This window comes from Amycolatopsis lexingtonensis (assembly GCF_014873755.1).
In the GTDB taxonomy this organism is placed as follows: Bacteria; Actinomycetota; Actinomycetes; order Mycobacteriales; family Pseudonocardiaceae; genus Amycolatopsis; species Amycolatopsis lexingtonensis.
The window spans coordinates 7,014,786-7,030,757 of the sequence record NZ_JADBEG010000001.1 but is presented as its reverse complement, the minus strand read 5'-3'; the positions used below and the strand labels follow the sequence as shown (position 1 = coordinate 7,030,757).

Genomic DNA, 15,972 nt, shown 5'->3' with positions numbered 1-15,972 from the left:
TTGAGACAGCAGTACCGAGCAGGGCCTCGTTTCCGGTTAGGAAACGAGGCCCTGCTTGCTGTCATAGGGAGTCTCAGTCCGCCAGCGGGAGCACCAGCCGGAAACAGGCGCCCGCACCGGCCGCGGTCTCCAGTTCGACGTCGCCGCCGTGGGCGCGGGCCAGGGAACGGGCGATCGACAACCCCAGCCCGGCGTCCGCGCCGGCCGTGCGGGTGCGGGACCGGTCCGCGCGGTAGAAGCGGTTGAACACCCGGCCCGCCTGTTCGGCCGTCATCCCAGGGCCGTCGTCGGCCACCTCCAGGACCGCGCGGCCCGCTGCCGTGCCGACGCCGATGCGCACGCGCGTGCCCGGCGGCGTGTGGGCGGCCGCGTTGCCCACCAGGTTCGTCACCACCTGCCGCAGCCGGGCTTCGTCCGCGTCGACCGGGGCCGGGCCCGGCGGTCCGGACCCGCCCGGCCCGGTGAGCTCGACGGGGCGCGACGGGTCGAGCGCGCGCAGGTCGTGCCGGGCGTCGCCGGCCAGGGTGCGCAGGTCCATCGGCGCCCGGTCCAGCTGTTCCTCGGGTGCCTCGTCGAGCTGGGCGAGCAGCAGCAGGTCTTCGGTGAGCGCGGTGAGCCGGGTGGCTTCCCGGTCGATGCGGCGCATCGTTTCGTCCACATCGGACGGTCCGGGCAGCGCGCCCATCCGGTAGAGCTCGGTGGACCCCTTGATGCCGAACAGCGGGGTGCGCAGCTCGTGGCTGACGTCCGCGACGAAGGTGCGCATCCGCGCCTCCGACGCCGCCCGGTCGGCGAAGGCGCCTTCCAGCTGGCCGAGCATGGTGTTGAGCGACGCCGCGAGGTGCCCGATCTCGGTGCCGGGCGGCGCCAGGACCGGGACGCGGCGGGTGAGGTCGCCGCCGGCGATCGCGGCGGCCGTGTGCTCGATCCGGCGCAGTGGCCGCAGGCCCCGGCCGAGGGCGAACCAGCCGGCCGCGGTCAGCACCACGAGCAGCCCGGCGCCGGTGACGAGGCTGCTGACCCGCAGCTGGGCGATCGTGGCGTCGGCTTCGGCGAGCGGCGCGGCCGAAACCACGGTGCCGCCCCAGCTGAGGGCCGGGTGGGCGACTGCCCGCCAGCGCTGCGACCCGTCGGCGGCCTGGAGGTCGACGGCCGTCCCGTCGGCGGGGACCGTGCGCAGGGCGTCGAGGGGCGGCAGCGCCGCACCGTCCACCCGCGACGAATGCAGGCCGCCCGCCACCGCGCCGCCGGCGTCCAGGTAGACGACGTACGGGGTGCCGAACAGGCCGAGCGCGGGGTCGAGCAGATCCGGCCGCACGGCCGGGGTTTCGGCCGGGGGCGGGCCCGCCGCGCGGGCGATCAGCTCGGTCATCGAGCGCAGCTGGCCGTCGAGGCGGTCGAGCTGGAAGCGCTCCAGCCGATCGGAGACGAGCGCGCTGGCGAGGGTCAGCCCGGCCAGCAGGAGACCGGCGGTGAGCAGCAGCAGCCGTGCCCGCAGCGACAGCCGCCTCATCGCCGGGGCTCCCGCAGCACGTAGCCGACGCCGTGCACCGTGTGGATGAGCCGGGGCTCCTCGGTGTCGACTTTGCGCCGCAGGTAGGAGATGTAGGTGTCGACGATGCTGGCGTCGCCGCCGAAGTCCTCGCGCCACACGCGGTCGAGGATCTGCGCTTTGGACACGACCCGCCCGGCGTTCTCCATCAGGTAGCGCAGCAGCCGGAACTCGGTGGCGGACACGCGAATGGGCTGTCCCGCGCGCGTCACCTGGTGGCCTTCGGCGTCGAGGGCGAGGGTGCCGACGGTCAGCACGGCGGCCGGGTGCCCGGCGGTGCGGCGGAGGATCGCGCGGATCCGCGCGATCAGCTCCGCCAGGTCGAAGGGCTTGGTCACGTAGTCGTCGGCGCCGAGGGACAGGCCGGTGACCTTGTCGGCCTGCCCGTCCCGCGCGGTGAGGAAGAGGACGGGCACCGGCCGGTGCTGCTCACGCAGCCGGCGGACGACCTCGAAGCCGTCGAGGTCCGGCAGCATGACGTCCAGCAACACCAGATCGGGCGGTTCCGCGGTGGCCGCGGCGACGGCTTCGCGCGCCGTCGCCACGGACGTCACGCGGAAGCCGGCGAACCGGAGCGCGGCGGAGAGCAGCTCGCGGACGGTGGGCTCGTCGTCCACCACCAGCAGCCGGTTCATCGCGTCCATGCCCGCGAGAATACGGAGATCCCGCGGACGAGCAGGCTGCCCGCGAACCCCGCGACGGCGCCGCCCGCGACCCCGGCGGCCAAGGCCAGGAGCGGGTTCGCCGCCAGGTCCGCGCCGAGGACGGGGACCGAGAAGCCGAACGCGGTCACCGAGAGGTCGACGGCGAACCGTGAAAGGAGTGCCGTGCCGGCCAGGACGCCACCCACCACCGCGGCGAGTTCGGCGGCTTGACGCAGGGGTGGGCGGCGCCGGCGCAGGGCGACCGCGATGCCGAGGCCGAGCAGCACCACGCCGGCGATCCAGTGCGTGGCCGGGAAGGTGGTGTCCGGGGCGCAGGAGAGCAGGCCGGTGGTGCCGAGCTGCCACGGGACACCGAGTCCGGTGAGGACGACGGCGGGTAGCAACTGGGGGAGCAGCAGCAGAACGGCCCCGGCCGCGGCGCCGCCGCCGAGCACCCCGGCGGCGGCGAGGCACACCACGGTGAACGCGGCGAGTGGCCACCGCAGGGTGCGGAGGGTGGTCGCGATGGTGGGGAAACGCGCGATCAGCCAGCAGGCGCCGACGACCACGAGCCCCCAGACCAAGGCGGCGGCGAGGGTGGGTCCGAGGGCCACGGAGAACGCGGCCTCCAGGTGGGTGGGCGACCCGGCGGGTGCCGAGGGGCCGGTGCCGAGTCCGCCCGCTCCGGCGAACGGCCCGCCGAGCTTGCCCGGCAGAGCCTGACCCACCCTCGCGGAAAGTCCGGTGCCCGGCAGCCGAGCCGGACCGCAGCCCCGGGGCGCGCCCGCACCACCCGGCAGGCTCACCTTTCCCGCGGCCCAAACCGCGACCGCGCCCACCGCGCCGGTGAACGCCACCACCGCCACCCCACCGCGCACGAGCAACCCCTCCCGGCGCCGCAGCAACAGCCACCCCAGAACCAGCGCCCCCGCAAGGGAGACCCCGAGCGGCATCCCGTGCAGGTCACCACTCAAGCCGACCGGAAGACCACCGGCGGCAGCCGCCTGGAGGTCGACCGACCCACCCACGGCCACCGCGACCACCGCCCCCGTCGCCGACCCCGCCTGTTCCCCGCCCAGCAGCAGCAATCCCGCCGCCGCGACGCCCGCCATCGCGAGGACCGCGGCGGCGGCCGCAGCGAGACCGCGGACCACCTCCCGCATCAGACGTCCCGGCGCCGGAAGACCCCGAACGCGACCGCCAGCACCGCGGCGACCCCGAGGCACATCCCGCCCAGGTTCAGCCACGGGTGCGGGAAGTCCGGGTCGGGCACCGTCTTCAGGACCGCGGACGCCCCGAGCGTCGGCCAGTAGGCGAACATCCCGCGCACCCACGCCGGGAACAGGCCCGCGAGCGCGGGGACCAGGAAGACGATCCCGACGAGCGTCGCGAGCGCGCCCGCCGTCGCCCGCATCAACGTGCCGAGCCCGACCGCCAGCAGGGCGATCGCCGCTAGGTAGAACCCGCCGCCCGTCACGGCGGACAGCACGCCGGGGTCGCCGAGCGACGCCCGCGGCAGGTCCTGCGCACCCAGCACGGCCTGGCCGAGCAAGAAGGCGGCGAACATCAGCACCTGGCCCGCCACCACGGCGACGGCGACGGCCACCACGACCTTGGCCGCCAGCAGCCGGTGCCGCCGGGGCGTGGCGATCAGGGACGTCTGCATCAGCCCGGTCGCGTGCTCGCCGGTGACGACCAGGATGCCCAGCACCCCGATGATCAGCTGCGCGACGATGTACGAGGTCAGGCTGCGGTTGGTCGGGTCCCAGGCCTGCGGGTCCTCGGCGTACGCCTTGCCCGCGGCGTTCATCGCGAGGCCCGTGATGCCGAGGCCGGCCGCGAACAGGCAGCCCACGGTGTACCAGGTCGAGCGCAGGCTGCGGAGCTTGATCCACTCGGCGTGGACGGACTGGGGGAAGGTCACGCGCTCGCTCCCTCGTACTCGACGCTGTCGCGGGTCAGGTCCATGAAGGCGTCTTCGAGCGAGACGCGCTGCGGGGTGAGTTCGGCGAGCGCGACGCCGTGGTAGGCCGCGAGCTTGCCGATCTCCCCGCTCGTCATGCCGGAGACGACGAGCGAGGCTTCGGCGCCTTCGCGCACGACGGCCCCGGCGGTGGCGAGCAGCCGGGCGAAGCCGGCGTCGGGCGTGCGGACGAGCACCGTGCCCTCACCGCGCACGAGCTCGCTCACGGCGGTGTCGGCGACGAGCCGGCCGCGGCCGATCACGACCAGGTGATCGGCGGTCTGCGCCATTTCGCTCATCAGGTGGCTGGACACGAGCACGGCCCGGCCCTCGCCGGCCAGGGAGCGCATGAAGTCGCGGATCCACCGGATGCCTTCGGGGTCGAGCCCGTTGACCGGCTCGTCGAAGATCAGCACGCGCGGGTCGCCGAGCAGCGCCGCCGCGATGCCGAGGCGCTGCCGCATGCCGAGGGAGAACCCGCCGGCCCGCTTGCCCGCCACGCTTTCCAGCCCGGTCCGGGCGAGCACCTCGCCGACCCGGCGCCGCGGGAGGCCGTTGCTCACCGCGAGGGCCAGCAGGTGGTCGTAGGCCTTCCGGCCACCGTGGACGGCGCCCGCGTCGAGCAGCGCGCCGACCTCGGTCAGCGGGACGGGGAGGTCGCGGTAGCGGCGCCCGCCGACGGTGACGGACCCGCGCGTCGGCGCGGCGAGGCCCAGGATCAGCTTCATGGTCGTGGACTTGCCCGCGCCGTTCGGCCCGAGGAACCCGGTCACCTGCCCGGGTTCGACGGTGAACGACAGGTCGTCCACGACGGTGTCGGGGCCGTACCGCTTGGTCAGCCCGCGCACTTCGATGGTGGTCATGGCGGCGAGCCTGGCCCGGCCGCCTAGCCGGCTCCTGGGAAGTTCTGGGAAAACCCTGGGAGATCGCTCGGCCAGGGGCCGGTTCGCCCGCCGCTTCCCCGGAAATCGATCCCGGCCGCGCGAACTTGCTTGACCTTCACACTGTGACAACCTCTTCACTGCGGGGAGGAGGTGGTCACCATGGACCCGACACAACTGGACGCCGCCAATTCGTCGGCGCGGCTGCGAGCCGCGCTGGCGGTGGGGACGCGCGCCGACCCGGCCGACGTGGACGCGCTCATCGCCCGGTGCGCCGTCGAGCCGGACTTCTTCGTGCGCGACATGCTCACCTGGGCGCTGACCAGGCTCCCCGCGGACGTCACCCTGCCGAAGCTGGTCGTGGAACTGCGGTCCGAGCTGCCGCAGGCCCGGAGCCAGGCGCTGCACACGCTGTCCAAGATCGGCGACCGGTCGGTGTGGCCCGCGATCACGCGGTCGTTGCTGCACGACGCCGACGAGGAGGTCGCGCGAAGTGCGTGGCGCGCCGCCGTCGTCCTCGTGCCCGAAGACGCGCGGGACGGCTTGGCCGCGGACCTGGCCGCGCAGCTCGGGCGCGGGGACCGGGCCGTGCGGCTGAGTCTCAGCCGGGCGCTCGTCGCGCTCGGGGACGTCGCCGAGGACGCCCTGCGGACCGGGCTGGCGAGCCTCGATCCGGTGGTGCGGGCGCACGCCCGCGCCACGCGGCGGCTGCTGCGCGACCCGGACGCCGGGTTCGACCTGGGCGTCGACGAGGCGAAGCGGGTCGTCGCGCTCGGCCCGGAACGCGCCGGGGGAACGGCGTGCTGATCGGTGAGGTGGCCCGCCGGTCCGGGGTGAGTACGCGGATGCTGCGGCATTACGACTCCCTCGGGCTGGTGCGGCCGACCGGGCGCACGGTCGGCGGCTACCGCGAATACTCCGAAGCGGACATCCGCCGGATCTTCCACGTGGAAGGCCTGCGTTCGCTGGGGTTGTCGCTGCGGCAGGTCGGGCGCGCGCTGGCGGATCCCGCGTTCACACCGTCCACTTTGGTCGGTGACCTGATCCGGCGGACCGAAGAACGGCTGAAGCGGGAACGGGAACTGCTCGACCGGCTCCGGACGATCGACGCTTCGGCGCCCTTCGGCTGGGAGGGCGTCCTGCGCGTCGTCGAACTTCTGCACGGCCTGGATTCGCCCATCCCCTCGAGCCGCCAGCAGGCCGTCCTGGCGCCGGCCGACGACGTGCCGCTGCCCGCCGAGCTGCTGGCCAAGGCCGTCCTGGCCGAACGCGACCCGTACGTCGCCGGCGCCCTGCGGTGGGCGCTGGCGCGGACGGGCGGCGACGGCTTGGCGGGGGTGGCGGCCGGGATCCGGTCGGCCGACGCCGACGTCCGGCGCCGCGCGGTGCTGGCGGTCGCTTCGCTGCCCGGTGACGAAGCGACCGAGGTGCTCACCGGCGCGCTCGACGACCCGGACCCGGAGGTGCGCCGGCGCGCGGCTTTGGCGGCGGGACGCCGGGGCGTGACGGCCGCCGTGCCGGTCCTCGTCGGCATGGTGACCGAGGGCACGAACGACGTCGAGGCATCCGAAGTGCTCGGGACGCTGTCGGCCGACCCCGCCCGCGGCGAGCGGATCCTGGCCGCGCTCGCCGGCGAACTCACCGCGGACACCGCCGTGCGGATCCGCTTGGCGCAGGCCCTCGCCGAGCTGCCGGGGCCCGGCCCGCGTGACCTCCTGCGCCGGCTGGCCGGCGACGACGACCCGACGGTCGCCCTCGTCGCCACGGCCCTCACCGAAGCGCGGCCCGCTGACTGACCCGCGTCAGCGCGGTGGCCACGCCGTGTCAGCGGCCCCGGCGATCGTTCTCCTCACACCGAAGAGAACAGGAAACACCGCCATGACCACGTTCCCCACTCCCGCCCCGATCTCCGCCGTCGTGACCGTCCCCGCGGCCCGCGTCCGGTTCGTGGCCACCGACCGGACCGACACCACGGTCGAGATCCGCCCCGCGGACGCGGCCAAGACCCGCGACGCGAAGGCAGCGGAGCAGACCACTGTCGACCACGCCGACGGCGTCCTGCGGATCGCGGCCCCGGCGAAGAACCAGTACTTCGGCCCGTCCGGCGTCATCGACGTGACGGTCGGCCTGCCCACCGGCTCCCGCGTCGAGCTGACGGCGGCGGACGTCGAATTCCTGTCCGTCGGGCGCCTGGGCGCCGTGGCCGTCGAGACCGAGCACGGCTCGATCGACGTCGACGAAGCCACGACCGCCCACCTCACCACCCGCGCCGGCGACGTCTCGGTCGGCCGCCTGACCGGCGACGCGGAGCTCCGCACGAGCAAGGGCGACCTCCGGATCGTCGAAGCGGGCCCCGGCACGGTGGTGCTGCGCACGGAGGCGGGCGACATCGAGATCGCGACCGCGGCGTCGGCCGCCCTCGACGCCGGCACCGCCCACGGCCGGATCAGCAACTCGCTGAAGAACAGCGGGGGCGCGGCCGAGCTGACGATCCACGCGACCACCGCGGTCGGCGACATCACCGCGCGCGGCTTGTGAGGACTGCCCCGGTTCACTGGTCGGTGATGCTGTCCTCCCACGTGACGTCGACCGCGCACCCGTTCCCGGCGTCGACGCGGGTGAGCTTGATGGCGACCTGGGTGACGGCGCGGTCGAGCTGGATGCCGAACGTCGAGCTCGTGGCGGTCGAGTCGAGGTAGCCGCGGGTGACGACGGTGCTCGCGGCCACCACCGACCAGGACACGATCGCGCCCGGGCACCCCGGACTGCGGGTGAGCTTCTTGCCGAGCAGGTGGCCGCCCAGGGATTCGCCGGTGAACGTCGTGGTGACGTCGGCGTTCGGGCCCAGCGCGCTCCACGTCCACCCGGAGTGCTGCCCGGCCCAGCACGCCGTCGTGACCGCGCAGTATTCGGTCACCGGGCTGCCGGTCACCGTCTTCAACGACCGGCCGGTCCCGCCGCCGGCGTCGACGAGCAAGATCGCGGCGACCGCGACGCACACGGCCAGGGCGAGTCCCGGGAGGACGAAGCGCCACCGGGGGTGACGGCGGGGGCGTTCCAGCTCCTCGGCTCGTTCGGGTTCGGCGCGTGCGGCGCGGCCACCGGGCTCGAGGTTCTCCGCGTCGTCGGTCCGGTCGTCGGGGAAAAGCGGGAACTCGTCGATCCAGGACGCGGTCCGGAAGACGCCGTCGGCATCGATGACCGTCGGCGTGTCCTCGCCCGGCGTCCGGATCGGGCCGAACCCCTTCAGCAGCTCGGGCACGGCGTCGCCGCGCACGCGCGGGGAGGGACCGGCGAAGGGCCGGTCCCCTTCATCGGCGGGAGCGGGCGGTTCGAGGGCCCGTTGCTTCCGCTGCCGCTCCTCGGCGCGCTGCTGTTCTCGCTGTTGCAGGAGCCGGACCCCCGGCTCGTGGTAGAGCGCCACCGCGCGCTGCACGGCGCCGGTCCGCTTCTCGTAGGCGCTGACGATGACCGTCAGCAGCTCCTTGAGCTGGTTGACCTTCGGCAGTTTCTCCCCGCGCAGCAGCTGGTAGGCGCGGGTGCGGGAAACGGCGGTCTTGGGGTAGCGCTTGGCCCAGTTCTGCGCTGTCTGATTGTGGTTGAGACCCGCGTGGATCTGCAGTTTTCGCAGGACCTGCATGTACTCGGCTTCGGTTTTCGCAGTGCCGAATTCCTCTTCGTCGGGGAAATCGGTCGTCGTGTCGAGTTCGTCCATCGGCCTGCTCACTTGGTGAGGCGGGCCGCGGTCGTGCCGAGCAAGACCGCGTAGCCCACGCTCGTGGCACCGGAGTTGCCCAGCATCGTCATCACGACGCTGAACACCATCAACAGCACCATGAAGAGGGCGCCCGGCCAGATCCTCGCTGTGGCAGGCACGCCTTCGCGCGGCAGCAAGTCGAGGGTCGAGGGGTGGGTGAAGAGCATCAAGCTTCCTTTCGGCGTGGCCTAGGCGAGCAATGAGAACCGCTTCGGCCGTCGATGCCCAACGCGTGGTTGCAGCCACTGGGAAAAGCCGGCCGAAGCGGAATGCGGTCACTCTATGACGTCGTGAGCGCCGACGGGAGCAATTCGACGGTGCCACATTGTGCACCGGCTTGATCCACGTGGTTTCCGGCCGCGCCGACGGCGGCCGTGGTCGTGCACGAATGTGCAGTTTCCACCCTCGGGAGCCGGGTGCACAGGGCGTCGTCGCGCCCCGGCGGCCGTGGTTGCACAAGGCGCCGAGGCCGCGCCCCTGGCTCGCTCAGCCTGCGGTTCTGGCGCCGGGAGCAGGTGCACCGTCGTCGGGGTGAGATGCACAACGTGTGCACATCCTTGCCCTGAGCTGGGGTTTTGGCCGATAGTGGTGCTTGACCCAGTAGGCGGTGAAGATCGTCCGTGCGGACGGCTGCGCCGCGGGTCGTCCCCGGGACGGCGTCTGGCCTAGGCGAGCAACCGGATCCAGGCGGTGCGCGTGGCTGTTGCAGCGGCGACGCGTGCCGCCCACGGCCGAGACGGCCGACCCGCTTGTCGGTTTCTGGCGAACTCTCGCCATTGCGGGAAAAATCCTTCCCCGGCGGACCGAAGTCCACTTTCCGTAACTGGACTGGACCACTGAACACGCCAATGTCTCAACCGGTCACCCACCGTTGAGCACTCTCCGTGGTAGTGCTTCCATCATTGGTCTGGACCACGTACCGTCTTCGCATACGGCGCAAAACACCGGCCTGGTCCCCGCCGCCGGTGGTGGTGTCCGCCGTCCCGCACCTGGCTCAAGGGAGAGCAATGTCCAGAAAGAGATGGCACCTCCTCGGTCTGTTCACCGCGGTCGGCGCGATCGCGGTCGGTCTCGTCACCGTGCCGGCGAGCGCCGCCGGTGGTGTCGGCGCCAGCTTCACCAAGGGCTCCGATTGGGGCACCGGGTACGAAGGCAAGTACACGATCAACAACGGCTCCGGCGCGACGCTGCCGAGCTGGACGGTCGAGTTCGACCTCCCGTCCGGCGCGAAGATCTCGTCCCTGTGGGACGGCAGCTACACCGCGTCCGGGCAGCACGTCACCGTCAAGAACAGCTGGAACGGCAACGTCGCCAACGGCGCGAGCGCCAGCTTCGGCTTCAACGTCGCCTACTCCGGCACCTATTCGGCGCCCGCGAACTGCAAGCTGAACGGCGGTTCCTGCGACGCCGGCGGTGGCACCCCGACCACCACCCCGACGACGCCGACGCAGCCGACCACCACCCCGACCACGCCCACCACCCCGACCACGCCGCCGACGACCACCACGCCGCCGCCGCCGGGTGGGCTGAAGAACGTCGGTTACTTCGTGCAGTGGGGCGTCTACGGGCGCAACTACCACGTCAAGAACATCGAGACCTCGGGTTCGGCGAGCAAGCTGACCCACATCAACTACGCGTTCGGCAACGTCACGAACGGGCAGTGCACCGCGAACGACGACCCGTACGCCGACTACCAGAAGACCTACGACGCCGCGGGCAGCGTGGACGGCGTCGCCGACACCTGGGACCAGCCGGTGGCCGGCAACTTCAACCAGCTGCGCAAGCTGAAGAAGCTGCACCCGGGCCTCAAGGTCATCTGGTCGTTCGGCGGCTGGACCTACTCCGGCGGCTTCGGCCAGGCCTCGCAGAACGCGGCCGCGTTCGCGCAGTCCTGCTACAACCTGCTCAAGGACCCGCGCTGGGCGGACATCTGGGACGGCATCGACATCGACTGGGAGTACCCCAACGCGTGCGGCCTCTCCTGTGACACCAGCGGTGCCGCGGCCTACAAGAACCTGATGGGCGCGCTGCGCTCGAAGTTCGGCTCGTCGTTCCTGATCACCTCGGCGATCACGGCCGACGGCAGCAACGGCGGCAAGCTCGACGTCGCCGACTACGGCGGCGCCGCGCAGTACGTCGACTGGTACAACGTGATGACCTACGACTACTTCGGTGCGTGGGCGGCGCAGGGTCCGACGGCTCCGCACTCGCCGCTGACCAACTTCACCGGCATCCCGACGCCGGGCTTCTACTCCGACGCGGCGATCCAGAAGCTGAAGAGCAAGGGTGTCCCGTCGAGCAAGCTGCTGCTGGGCATCGGGTTCTACGGCCGCGGCTGGACCGGCGTCACGCAGGACGCGCCGGGCGGCACCGCGACCGGTCCCGCGCCCGGCACGTACGAGCAGGGCATCGAGGACTACAAGGTCCTGAAGAACACCTGCCCGTCGACCGGCACCTTCGCCGGCACCGCGTACGCCAAGTGCGGCAGCAACTGGTGGAGCTACGACACCCCGGCGACCATCGGCGGGAAGATGTCCTACGCCAAGCAGCAGGGTCTCGGCGGCGCCTTCTTCTGGGAGCTGACCGGTGACACCACCGGCGGCGAGCTCATCACCGCGATGAAGAACGGCCTGTCGTGACGCGCCGGTGGTTGCCCGCGCTCGGGCTGGCGGCCGCGGCCGCGACGATCGGCGCGATGTTCGTGATCGCTCCGGCGAACGCGGCGGGCGGGGTGTCCGCGACCTTCACCAAGGGCTCCGACTGGGGCACCGGGTACGAAGGCAAGTACACGATCAACAACGGTTCGGGGTCGACGCTGCCGAGCTGGACCGTCGAATTCGACCTGCCGAGCGGGGCGAAGATCTCCTCGCTGTGGGACGGCAGCTACACCGCGTCCGGGCAGCACGTCACGGTGAAGAACACGTGGAACGGCAACGTCGCCAACGGCGGTAGCGCGAGCTTCGGCTTCAACGTGGCGTACTCGGGTTCGTACACGGCGCCGTCGAACTGCAAGCTGAACGGAGGTTCGTGCGACGCCGGGGGTACACCCCCCACGACCACGACGCCTCCTACGACGACGACCCCGCCGACGACGACCACACCGCCCCCGCCGGGTGGTCGCGGTGCGCCCTACCTGTACATGGGCTGGGGCAGCCCGCCGAACCCGCAGACGGTGATGAACGCGACCGGGGTCAAGTGGTTCACCATGGCGTTCATCAACGCCTCCGGTGGCTGCAACCCGGCGTGGGACAGCAGCCGTCCGCTTTCCGGCAGCGCCGACGCCACCGCGATCTCGCAGATCAAGGCGGCGGGCGGCCAGGTCGTCCCGTCGTTCGGCGGCTGGAGCGGGAACAAGCTGGGCCCGAACTGCTCGACGCCGGCCGCGCTGGCCGGTGCGTACCAGCAGGTGATCAACGCGTACGGGCTGAAGGCGATCGACATCGACATCGAGAACTCCGACGAGTTCGAGAACGAGGCCGTGCAGGACCGCATCCTGGGCGCGCTCAAGATCGTCAAGCAGAACAACCCGGGGATCCAGACGATCCTGACGTTCGGCACGTCGACGACCGGCCCCAATTACTACGGGAACCGGCTCATCGACCAGTCGAAGGCCTTGGGTGCGAACGTGGACGTGTTCACGATCATGCCGTTCGACTTCGGCGGCGGCGCGAACATGTACAACAGCACGGTGAGCGCGGCGAACGGCTTGCGCGACAAGCTCAAGTCGACGTTCGGGTGGTCCGACGCCACGGCGTACGCCCACCTCGGCATCTCGGGCATGAACGGCCTGTCCGACCAGCAGGAGCTGACGGACTTGTCGACCTGGACCCAGATCACCAACTGGGCCAAGACGAACAAGATCGCCCGCCTGGCGTTCTGGTCGGTCAACCGCGACCGGGGTTGCCCCGGTGGCGGCGTCCAGTCGGCGTGCAGCGGCATCGCCCAGAACGACTGGGACTTCACCAAGGTGACGGCGGGCTTCTGACGTCGTCGTGAAAGAGGCCTCGTTGCCGGCTCCCCGGGCCGGCAACGAGGCCTTCTCAACGCCCGACGAAGAAGTGCCAGCCGACCCACCACCAGGCCAGCACGAACGCGATCCGCGCGCTCCGGCGCCGCATCACCACGGCCAGGACGCTCGTCAGCTTCGGCACCCGCTTCGGGGCCAGGTGACTGGCCACGCCCAGGCCGATCGCGGCCAGGACGATCAGCCCGAAGCCCAGCTCGGTGACGATCCGGGTGCTCATGACCGCCTCGCCAGCGCCGCCGCGCGGAGCATCGCGAGGCCCGCCGCCAGCCAGCCGGTGATCGCCAGTGCCTGGACCCAGCGGCTGGTCAGCAGCGGGTCGACCAGGTCGCTCATCGTCGGGTGGGTCTCCGACAGCCCGCCCGCCGCCTGCTCGTAGACGAACGAGAGCAGCTCCCAGCCGCACCACGAGAGGGCCACCGCCGACCACAGCCACGCCCGGCGCGGGACCGGGCGGTCCGCCGGGAATGACGGGTCGCGCCACTCCGCGAACAGCGCCACCAGGCCGATCGCCGAGATGGCGACCGCCACCGGGAGGCTGTCGCGGCCGAACGCCAGCACCAGCAGCCCGGCGGCGACCACGGCGAACCCCGGCACCCGGAACGGCTCCCCGAGGACCGCGGTCTCCGCGCGCGGCCGTTCGGTGATCAGGAGGACCAGCGTGACCACCAGGAAGATCAGCGCGTCCGCGGGCGCGCCGCGGATCCAGTGCGCGATCGCCGCGAGGGTCAGCGCGACGACCGGCAGGTCGACGGTGAGCGGGTGACTGCGGAAGCCGAGAGCCATGACGTAGCTCCTTCGCGACACAGTTTTCGTGGAAAACGTCGCGCCAGGCCCGGGGATTCCACGTTCAGAGCGTCTTGACGGCGTCGCCGATCGCCTGGTCGAGGATCGACACGCCCAGCGTAATCTCCTCTTCGGACGCCGTCAGCGGCGGCGCGATCCGGAACACCCCGCCCATCCCCGGCAGCTGCACGATGTTCATGTGCAGCCCGAGCTCGAGGCACCGCCGGGTGACGCGGGCGCCCAGCTCGTCCGAACTGCGCCGGGTTTCGCGGTCCACCACCAGTTCCAGCCCGGCCAGCAGGCCGCGGCCGCGGATGTCGCCGACCACTTCGTGCCGGGAAGCGAGGTCCTCCAGGCCCCGCCGGAGCAGCGCGCCCAGCTCGACCGCCCGCGCGTCGAGGCGGTCGCGGGCCAGCACGTCCAGCACCGTGTTGCCGACCGCGGCCGGGAGCGGGTCCGAGACGTGCGTGGTGAAGAACAGGAAGCCGCGGTCGTGCGCCTCCTGCTCGATCTCCGCGCTCGTCAGCACCGCGGCCAGGGGCAGGCCCGCGCCGAGCGTCTTGGACAGCGTCAGGATGTCGGGGACGACGCCGTCGCGCTCGAACGCGTACCAGGTGCCGGTGCGGCAGAGGCCGGTCTGGGCTTCGTCGAGGATCAGCAGCATGCCACGCTCACGGCACTTCTCGGCCAGCGCTGCGAAGTAGCCGGGTGGCGGCTCGATGACGCCGCCGGAACTCAGGATCGGCTCGACGAGGCACGCGGCCAGGCTGCCGACCGACTGCGCGTCGATCAGCTCGAACCCGAAGTCGAGTTGTCGCCGCCAATCCAGCTCGCCGGAAGCGTCGGTGAAATCGGGCCGGTAGGCGTTGGGCACCGGGATGGCGAAGTTGCCGGGCGCGGCGGGGCCGTAGCCCTTGCGGCCGGCGCTGTACGTCGCGCTCGCCGCGGCCTGGGTCATGCCGTGCCACGAGCGGGCGAACGAGACGATCTCGTGCTTGCCGGTGACGAGCTTGGCCAGCCGGACGGCGGCCTCGTTCGACTCGGCGCCGGTGGTCAGCAGCAAGGCCTTCTCCAGCGGGGCCGGCAGCGTCTCGGCCAGGCGCCGCGCGAGGTCGACGACCGGGCGGCTCAGCATGCCGCTGAAGAGGTGGTCCAGCTTCGCGGCCTGCCGCCGGACGGTCTCGACGATCTCCGGGTGCGAGTGCCCGAGGATCGCGCTCATCTGGCCGGAGGTGAAGTCGAGGATGCGGCGGCCGTCTTCGGTGAAGACGAAACTGCCCTCGGCGCGGTCGATGATTTCGCGGGTGAACGCACCGCCGTACCGCACGAGGTGCCGGTCGACGTCGTCCCAGAAGGTTGCGGCCATGGCTTCGACGGTAAATCCGCGCCGAGCGCCACGTCCATCTCACAATTCCGGCTTTCTTGTTCGGTTTTGCCGGACAACAATGACGGCATGCTGAACCCGTGGCGCCTGCGGCTGCTGAGCCGGCTCGACACCCTGGGCACGGTCCGCGCGGTGGCGCAGGACGCCAACCTGAGCGCGTCCAGCGTGTCGCAGCAGCTCGCGGTGCTCGAAGCGGAAACCCGCACCCAGCTGCTGGAACGCACCGGCCGACGGGTCCGGCTGACCCCGGCCGGGCTGGTGCTGGCCCGCCGCGCGCGGGCGATCCTCGACCACATGGACACCGTCGAGGCGGAGCTGCGCAGCCTCGGCGGCGAACCGGCCGGCCTGGTCCGGCTCGGCGCGTTCCAGAGCGCGATCCACACCCTCGCCGTGCCGGCGGTGACCCGGCTGGCGCACCCGCACCTCGAGGTCCAGCTGCTGGAGCTGGAGCCGCACGAGAGCATCCCGGCCCTGCGCGGCGGCGACGCCGACGTCATCATCACCACGACCGACTTCGTCGAGCAGCCGCTGGGCCCGGACCTCGACATCGTCCCGCTGGCGACGGACCCGATCGTGCTGGTCACCCCGCCGGACGCACCCCGCGGCCCGGCGGTCCTGTCGGCCTACGCGGACGCGCGGTGGGCGCTGGACGTGCCGCAGTCGTACATGGCGAACCTGACGCTGCGCCTGTGCCGCGAGTCGGGTTTCGAGCCGCGGGTGGTGTGCCGCTTCAGCAACTACCTGATGACGCTGCAGCACGTCGAGGCCGGGCTGTCGATCGCGCTCCTGCCGGGCCTGGCGGTCGACCGCCGCTACCGGGTCGCGACGCGCGAGCTGTCGACCCCGGTGACCCGCACGATCACGGCGGTGGTCCGCCGGGGAACACCGTTGCGCGCGGGGGTGAACGTCGTGCTCGACGCGCTCCGGCAGCCACCCGATCTGCCGGGGCTGGCCGCCTGGGCCGGCGGGGGCGCAGACTGA

16 protein-coding genes are annotated in these 15,972 nt (G+C 72.1%); 6 read left to right on the top strand and 10 right to left on the bottom strand.

Annotated elements, in window-relative coordinates:
* Positions 1-73 precede the first annotated feature (73 nt).
* The 5 genes from H4696_RS32270 to H4696_RS32250 are packed head-to-tail and all read right to left on the bottom strand — an operon-like array spanning position 74 to position 5,022.
* Positions 74-1,513 carry a sensor histidine kinase gene (locus H4696_RS32270; RefSeq protein ID WP_192782651.1) on the bottom strand — a complete coding sequence of 480 codons (1,440 nt, stop codon included), beginning with the start codon at positions 1,511-1,513 and terminating at the stop codon, positions 74-76.
* On the bottom strand, positions 1,510-2,196 hold the full coding sequence (locus H4696_RS32265; protein ID WP_192782650.1) for a response regulator transcription factor: 687 nt from the start codon (positions 2,194-2,196) through the stop codon (positions 1,510-1,512). The genes H4696_RS32270 and H4696_RS32265 overlap by 4 nt, the downstream gene beginning before the upstream one ends.
* Positions 2,184-3,359 (bottom strand): streptophobe family protein, encoded by a 1,176-nt coding sequence (locus H4696_RS32260; protein WP_192782649.1) that lies wholly within the window; start codon positions 3,357-3,359, stop codon positions 2,184-2,186. Before H4696_RS32260 ends, H4696_RS32265 begins: the two co-directional genes overlap by 13 nt.
* Positions 3,359-4,120, bottom strand: coding sequence for an ABC transporter permease (locus H4696_RS32255; protein WP_086856706.1), 762 nt, complete (start codon positions 4,118-4,120; stop codon positions 3,359-3,361). Before H4696_RS32255 ends, H4696_RS32260 begins: the two co-directional genes overlap by 1 nt.
* The gene (locus H4696_RS32250) at positions 4,117-5,022 is read right to left on the bottom strand and encodes an ABC transporter ATP-binding protein (RefSeq protein WP_086856707.1); all 906 of its coding nucleotides are present in this window, start codon (positions 5,020-5,022) and stop codon (positions 4,117-4,119) included. The genes H4696_RS32255 and H4696_RS32250 overlap by 4 nt, the downstream gene beginning before the upstream one ends.
* A 180-nt stretch (positions 5,023-5,202) precedes the next feature.
* Here H4696_RS32250 and H4696_RS32245 point away from each other — a divergent pair, with 180 nt between their 5' ends.
* The 3 genes from H4696_RS32245 (at position 5,203) to H4696_RS32235 (ending at position 7,578) form a co-directional block, all read left to right on the top strand.
* Positions 5,203-5,847, top strand: coding sequence for a HEAT repeat domain-containing protein (locus tag H4696_RS32245; protein WP_086856714.1), 645 nt, complete (start codon positions 5,203-5,205; stop codon positions 5,845-5,847).
* The gene (locus tag H4696_RS32240) at positions 5,841-6,836 is read left to right on the top strand and encodes a HEAT repeat domain-containing protein (protein WP_086856708.1); all 996 of its coding nucleotides are present in this window, start codon (positions 5,841-5,843) and stop codon (positions 6,834-6,836) included. The genes H4696_RS32245 and H4696_RS32240 overlap by 7 nt, the downstream gene beginning before the upstream one ends.
* Before the next feature lie 82 nt (positions 6,837-6,918).
* A complete protein-coding gene (locus H4696_RS32235; RefSeq protein WP_086856709.1) occupies positions 6,919-7,578 on the top strand; it encodes a DUF4097 family beta strand repeat-containing protein in 660 nt (219 codons plus the stop codon).
* 13 nt (positions 7,579-7,591) lie between these two features.
* Here the strand turns inward: H4696_RS32235 and H4696_RS32230 are convergent, their stop codons facing one another.
* Together H4696_RS32230 and H4696_RS32225 are read right to left on the bottom strand one after the other, a co-directional pair.
* Positions 7,592-8,755: a hypothetical protein gene (locus tag H4696_RS32230; protein ID WP_086856710.1), complete on the bottom strand. Its 1,164-nt coding sequence runs from the start codon at positions 8,753-8,755 to the stop codon at positions 7,592-7,594.
* 8 nt (positions 8,756-8,763) lie between these two features.
* Positions 8,764-8,964 (bottom strand): hypothetical protein, encoded by a 201-nt coding sequence (locus H4696_RS32225; RefSeq protein WP_086856711.1) that lies wholly within the window; start codon positions 8,962-8,964, stop codon positions 8,764-8,766.
* Between the two features lie 840 nt (positions 8,965-9,804).
* Here H4696_RS32225 and H4696_RS32220 point away from each other — a divergent pair.
* Both H4696_RS32220 and H4696_RS32215 read left to right on the top strand, forming a co-directional pair.
* On the top strand, positions 9,805-11,436 hold the full coding sequence (locus tag H4696_RS32220) for a glycosyl hydrolase family 18 protein (RefSeq protein ID WP_086856712.1): 1,632 nt from the start codon (positions 9,805-9,807) through the stop codon (positions 11,434-11,436).
* Positions 11,433-12,782, top strand: a complete 1,350-nt coding sequence (locus H4696_RS32215; RefSeq protein ID WP_192782648.1) for a cellulose binding domain-containing protein — start codon at positions 11,433-11,435, stop codon at positions 12,780-12,782. Before H4696_RS32220 ends, H4696_RS32215 begins: the two co-directional genes overlap by 4 nt.
* A 55-nt stretch (positions 12,783-12,837) precedes the next feature.
* Here the strand turns inward: H4696_RS32215 and H4696_RS32210 are convergent, their stop codons facing one another.
* The 3 genes from H4696_RS32210 to H4696_RS32200 form a co-directional block, all read right to left on the bottom strand.
* Positions 12,838-13,041 (bottom strand): DUF6186 family protein, encoded by a 204-nt coding sequence (locus tag H4696_RS32210; protein WP_086862272.1) that lies wholly within the window; start codon positions 13,039-13,041, stop codon positions 12,838-12,840.
* Positions 13,038-13,607, bottom strand: a complete 570-nt coding sequence (locus tag H4696_RS32205) for a hypothetical protein (protein WP_086862273.1) — start codon at positions 13,605-13,607, stop codon at positions 13,038-13,040. Before H4696_RS32205 ends, H4696_RS32210 begins: the two co-directional genes overlap by 4 nt.
* A 64-nt stretch (positions 13,608-13,671) precedes the next feature.
* Positions 13,672-14,973 carry an aspartate aminotransferase family protein gene (locus H4696_RS32200; protein WP_086862274.1) on the bottom strand — a complete coding sequence of 434 codons (1,302 nt, stop codon included), beginning with the start codon at positions 14,971-14,973 and terminating at the stop codon, positions 13,672-13,674.
* 87 nt (positions 14,974-15,060) lie between these two features.
* On the opposite strand from H4696_RS32200, the gene H4696_RS32195 reads away from it, so the two are divergent.
* A complete protein-coding gene (locus H4696_RS32195; RefSeq protein WP_086862275.1) occupies positions 15,061-15,972 on the top strand; it encodes a LysR family transcriptional regulator in 912 nt (303 codons plus the stop codon).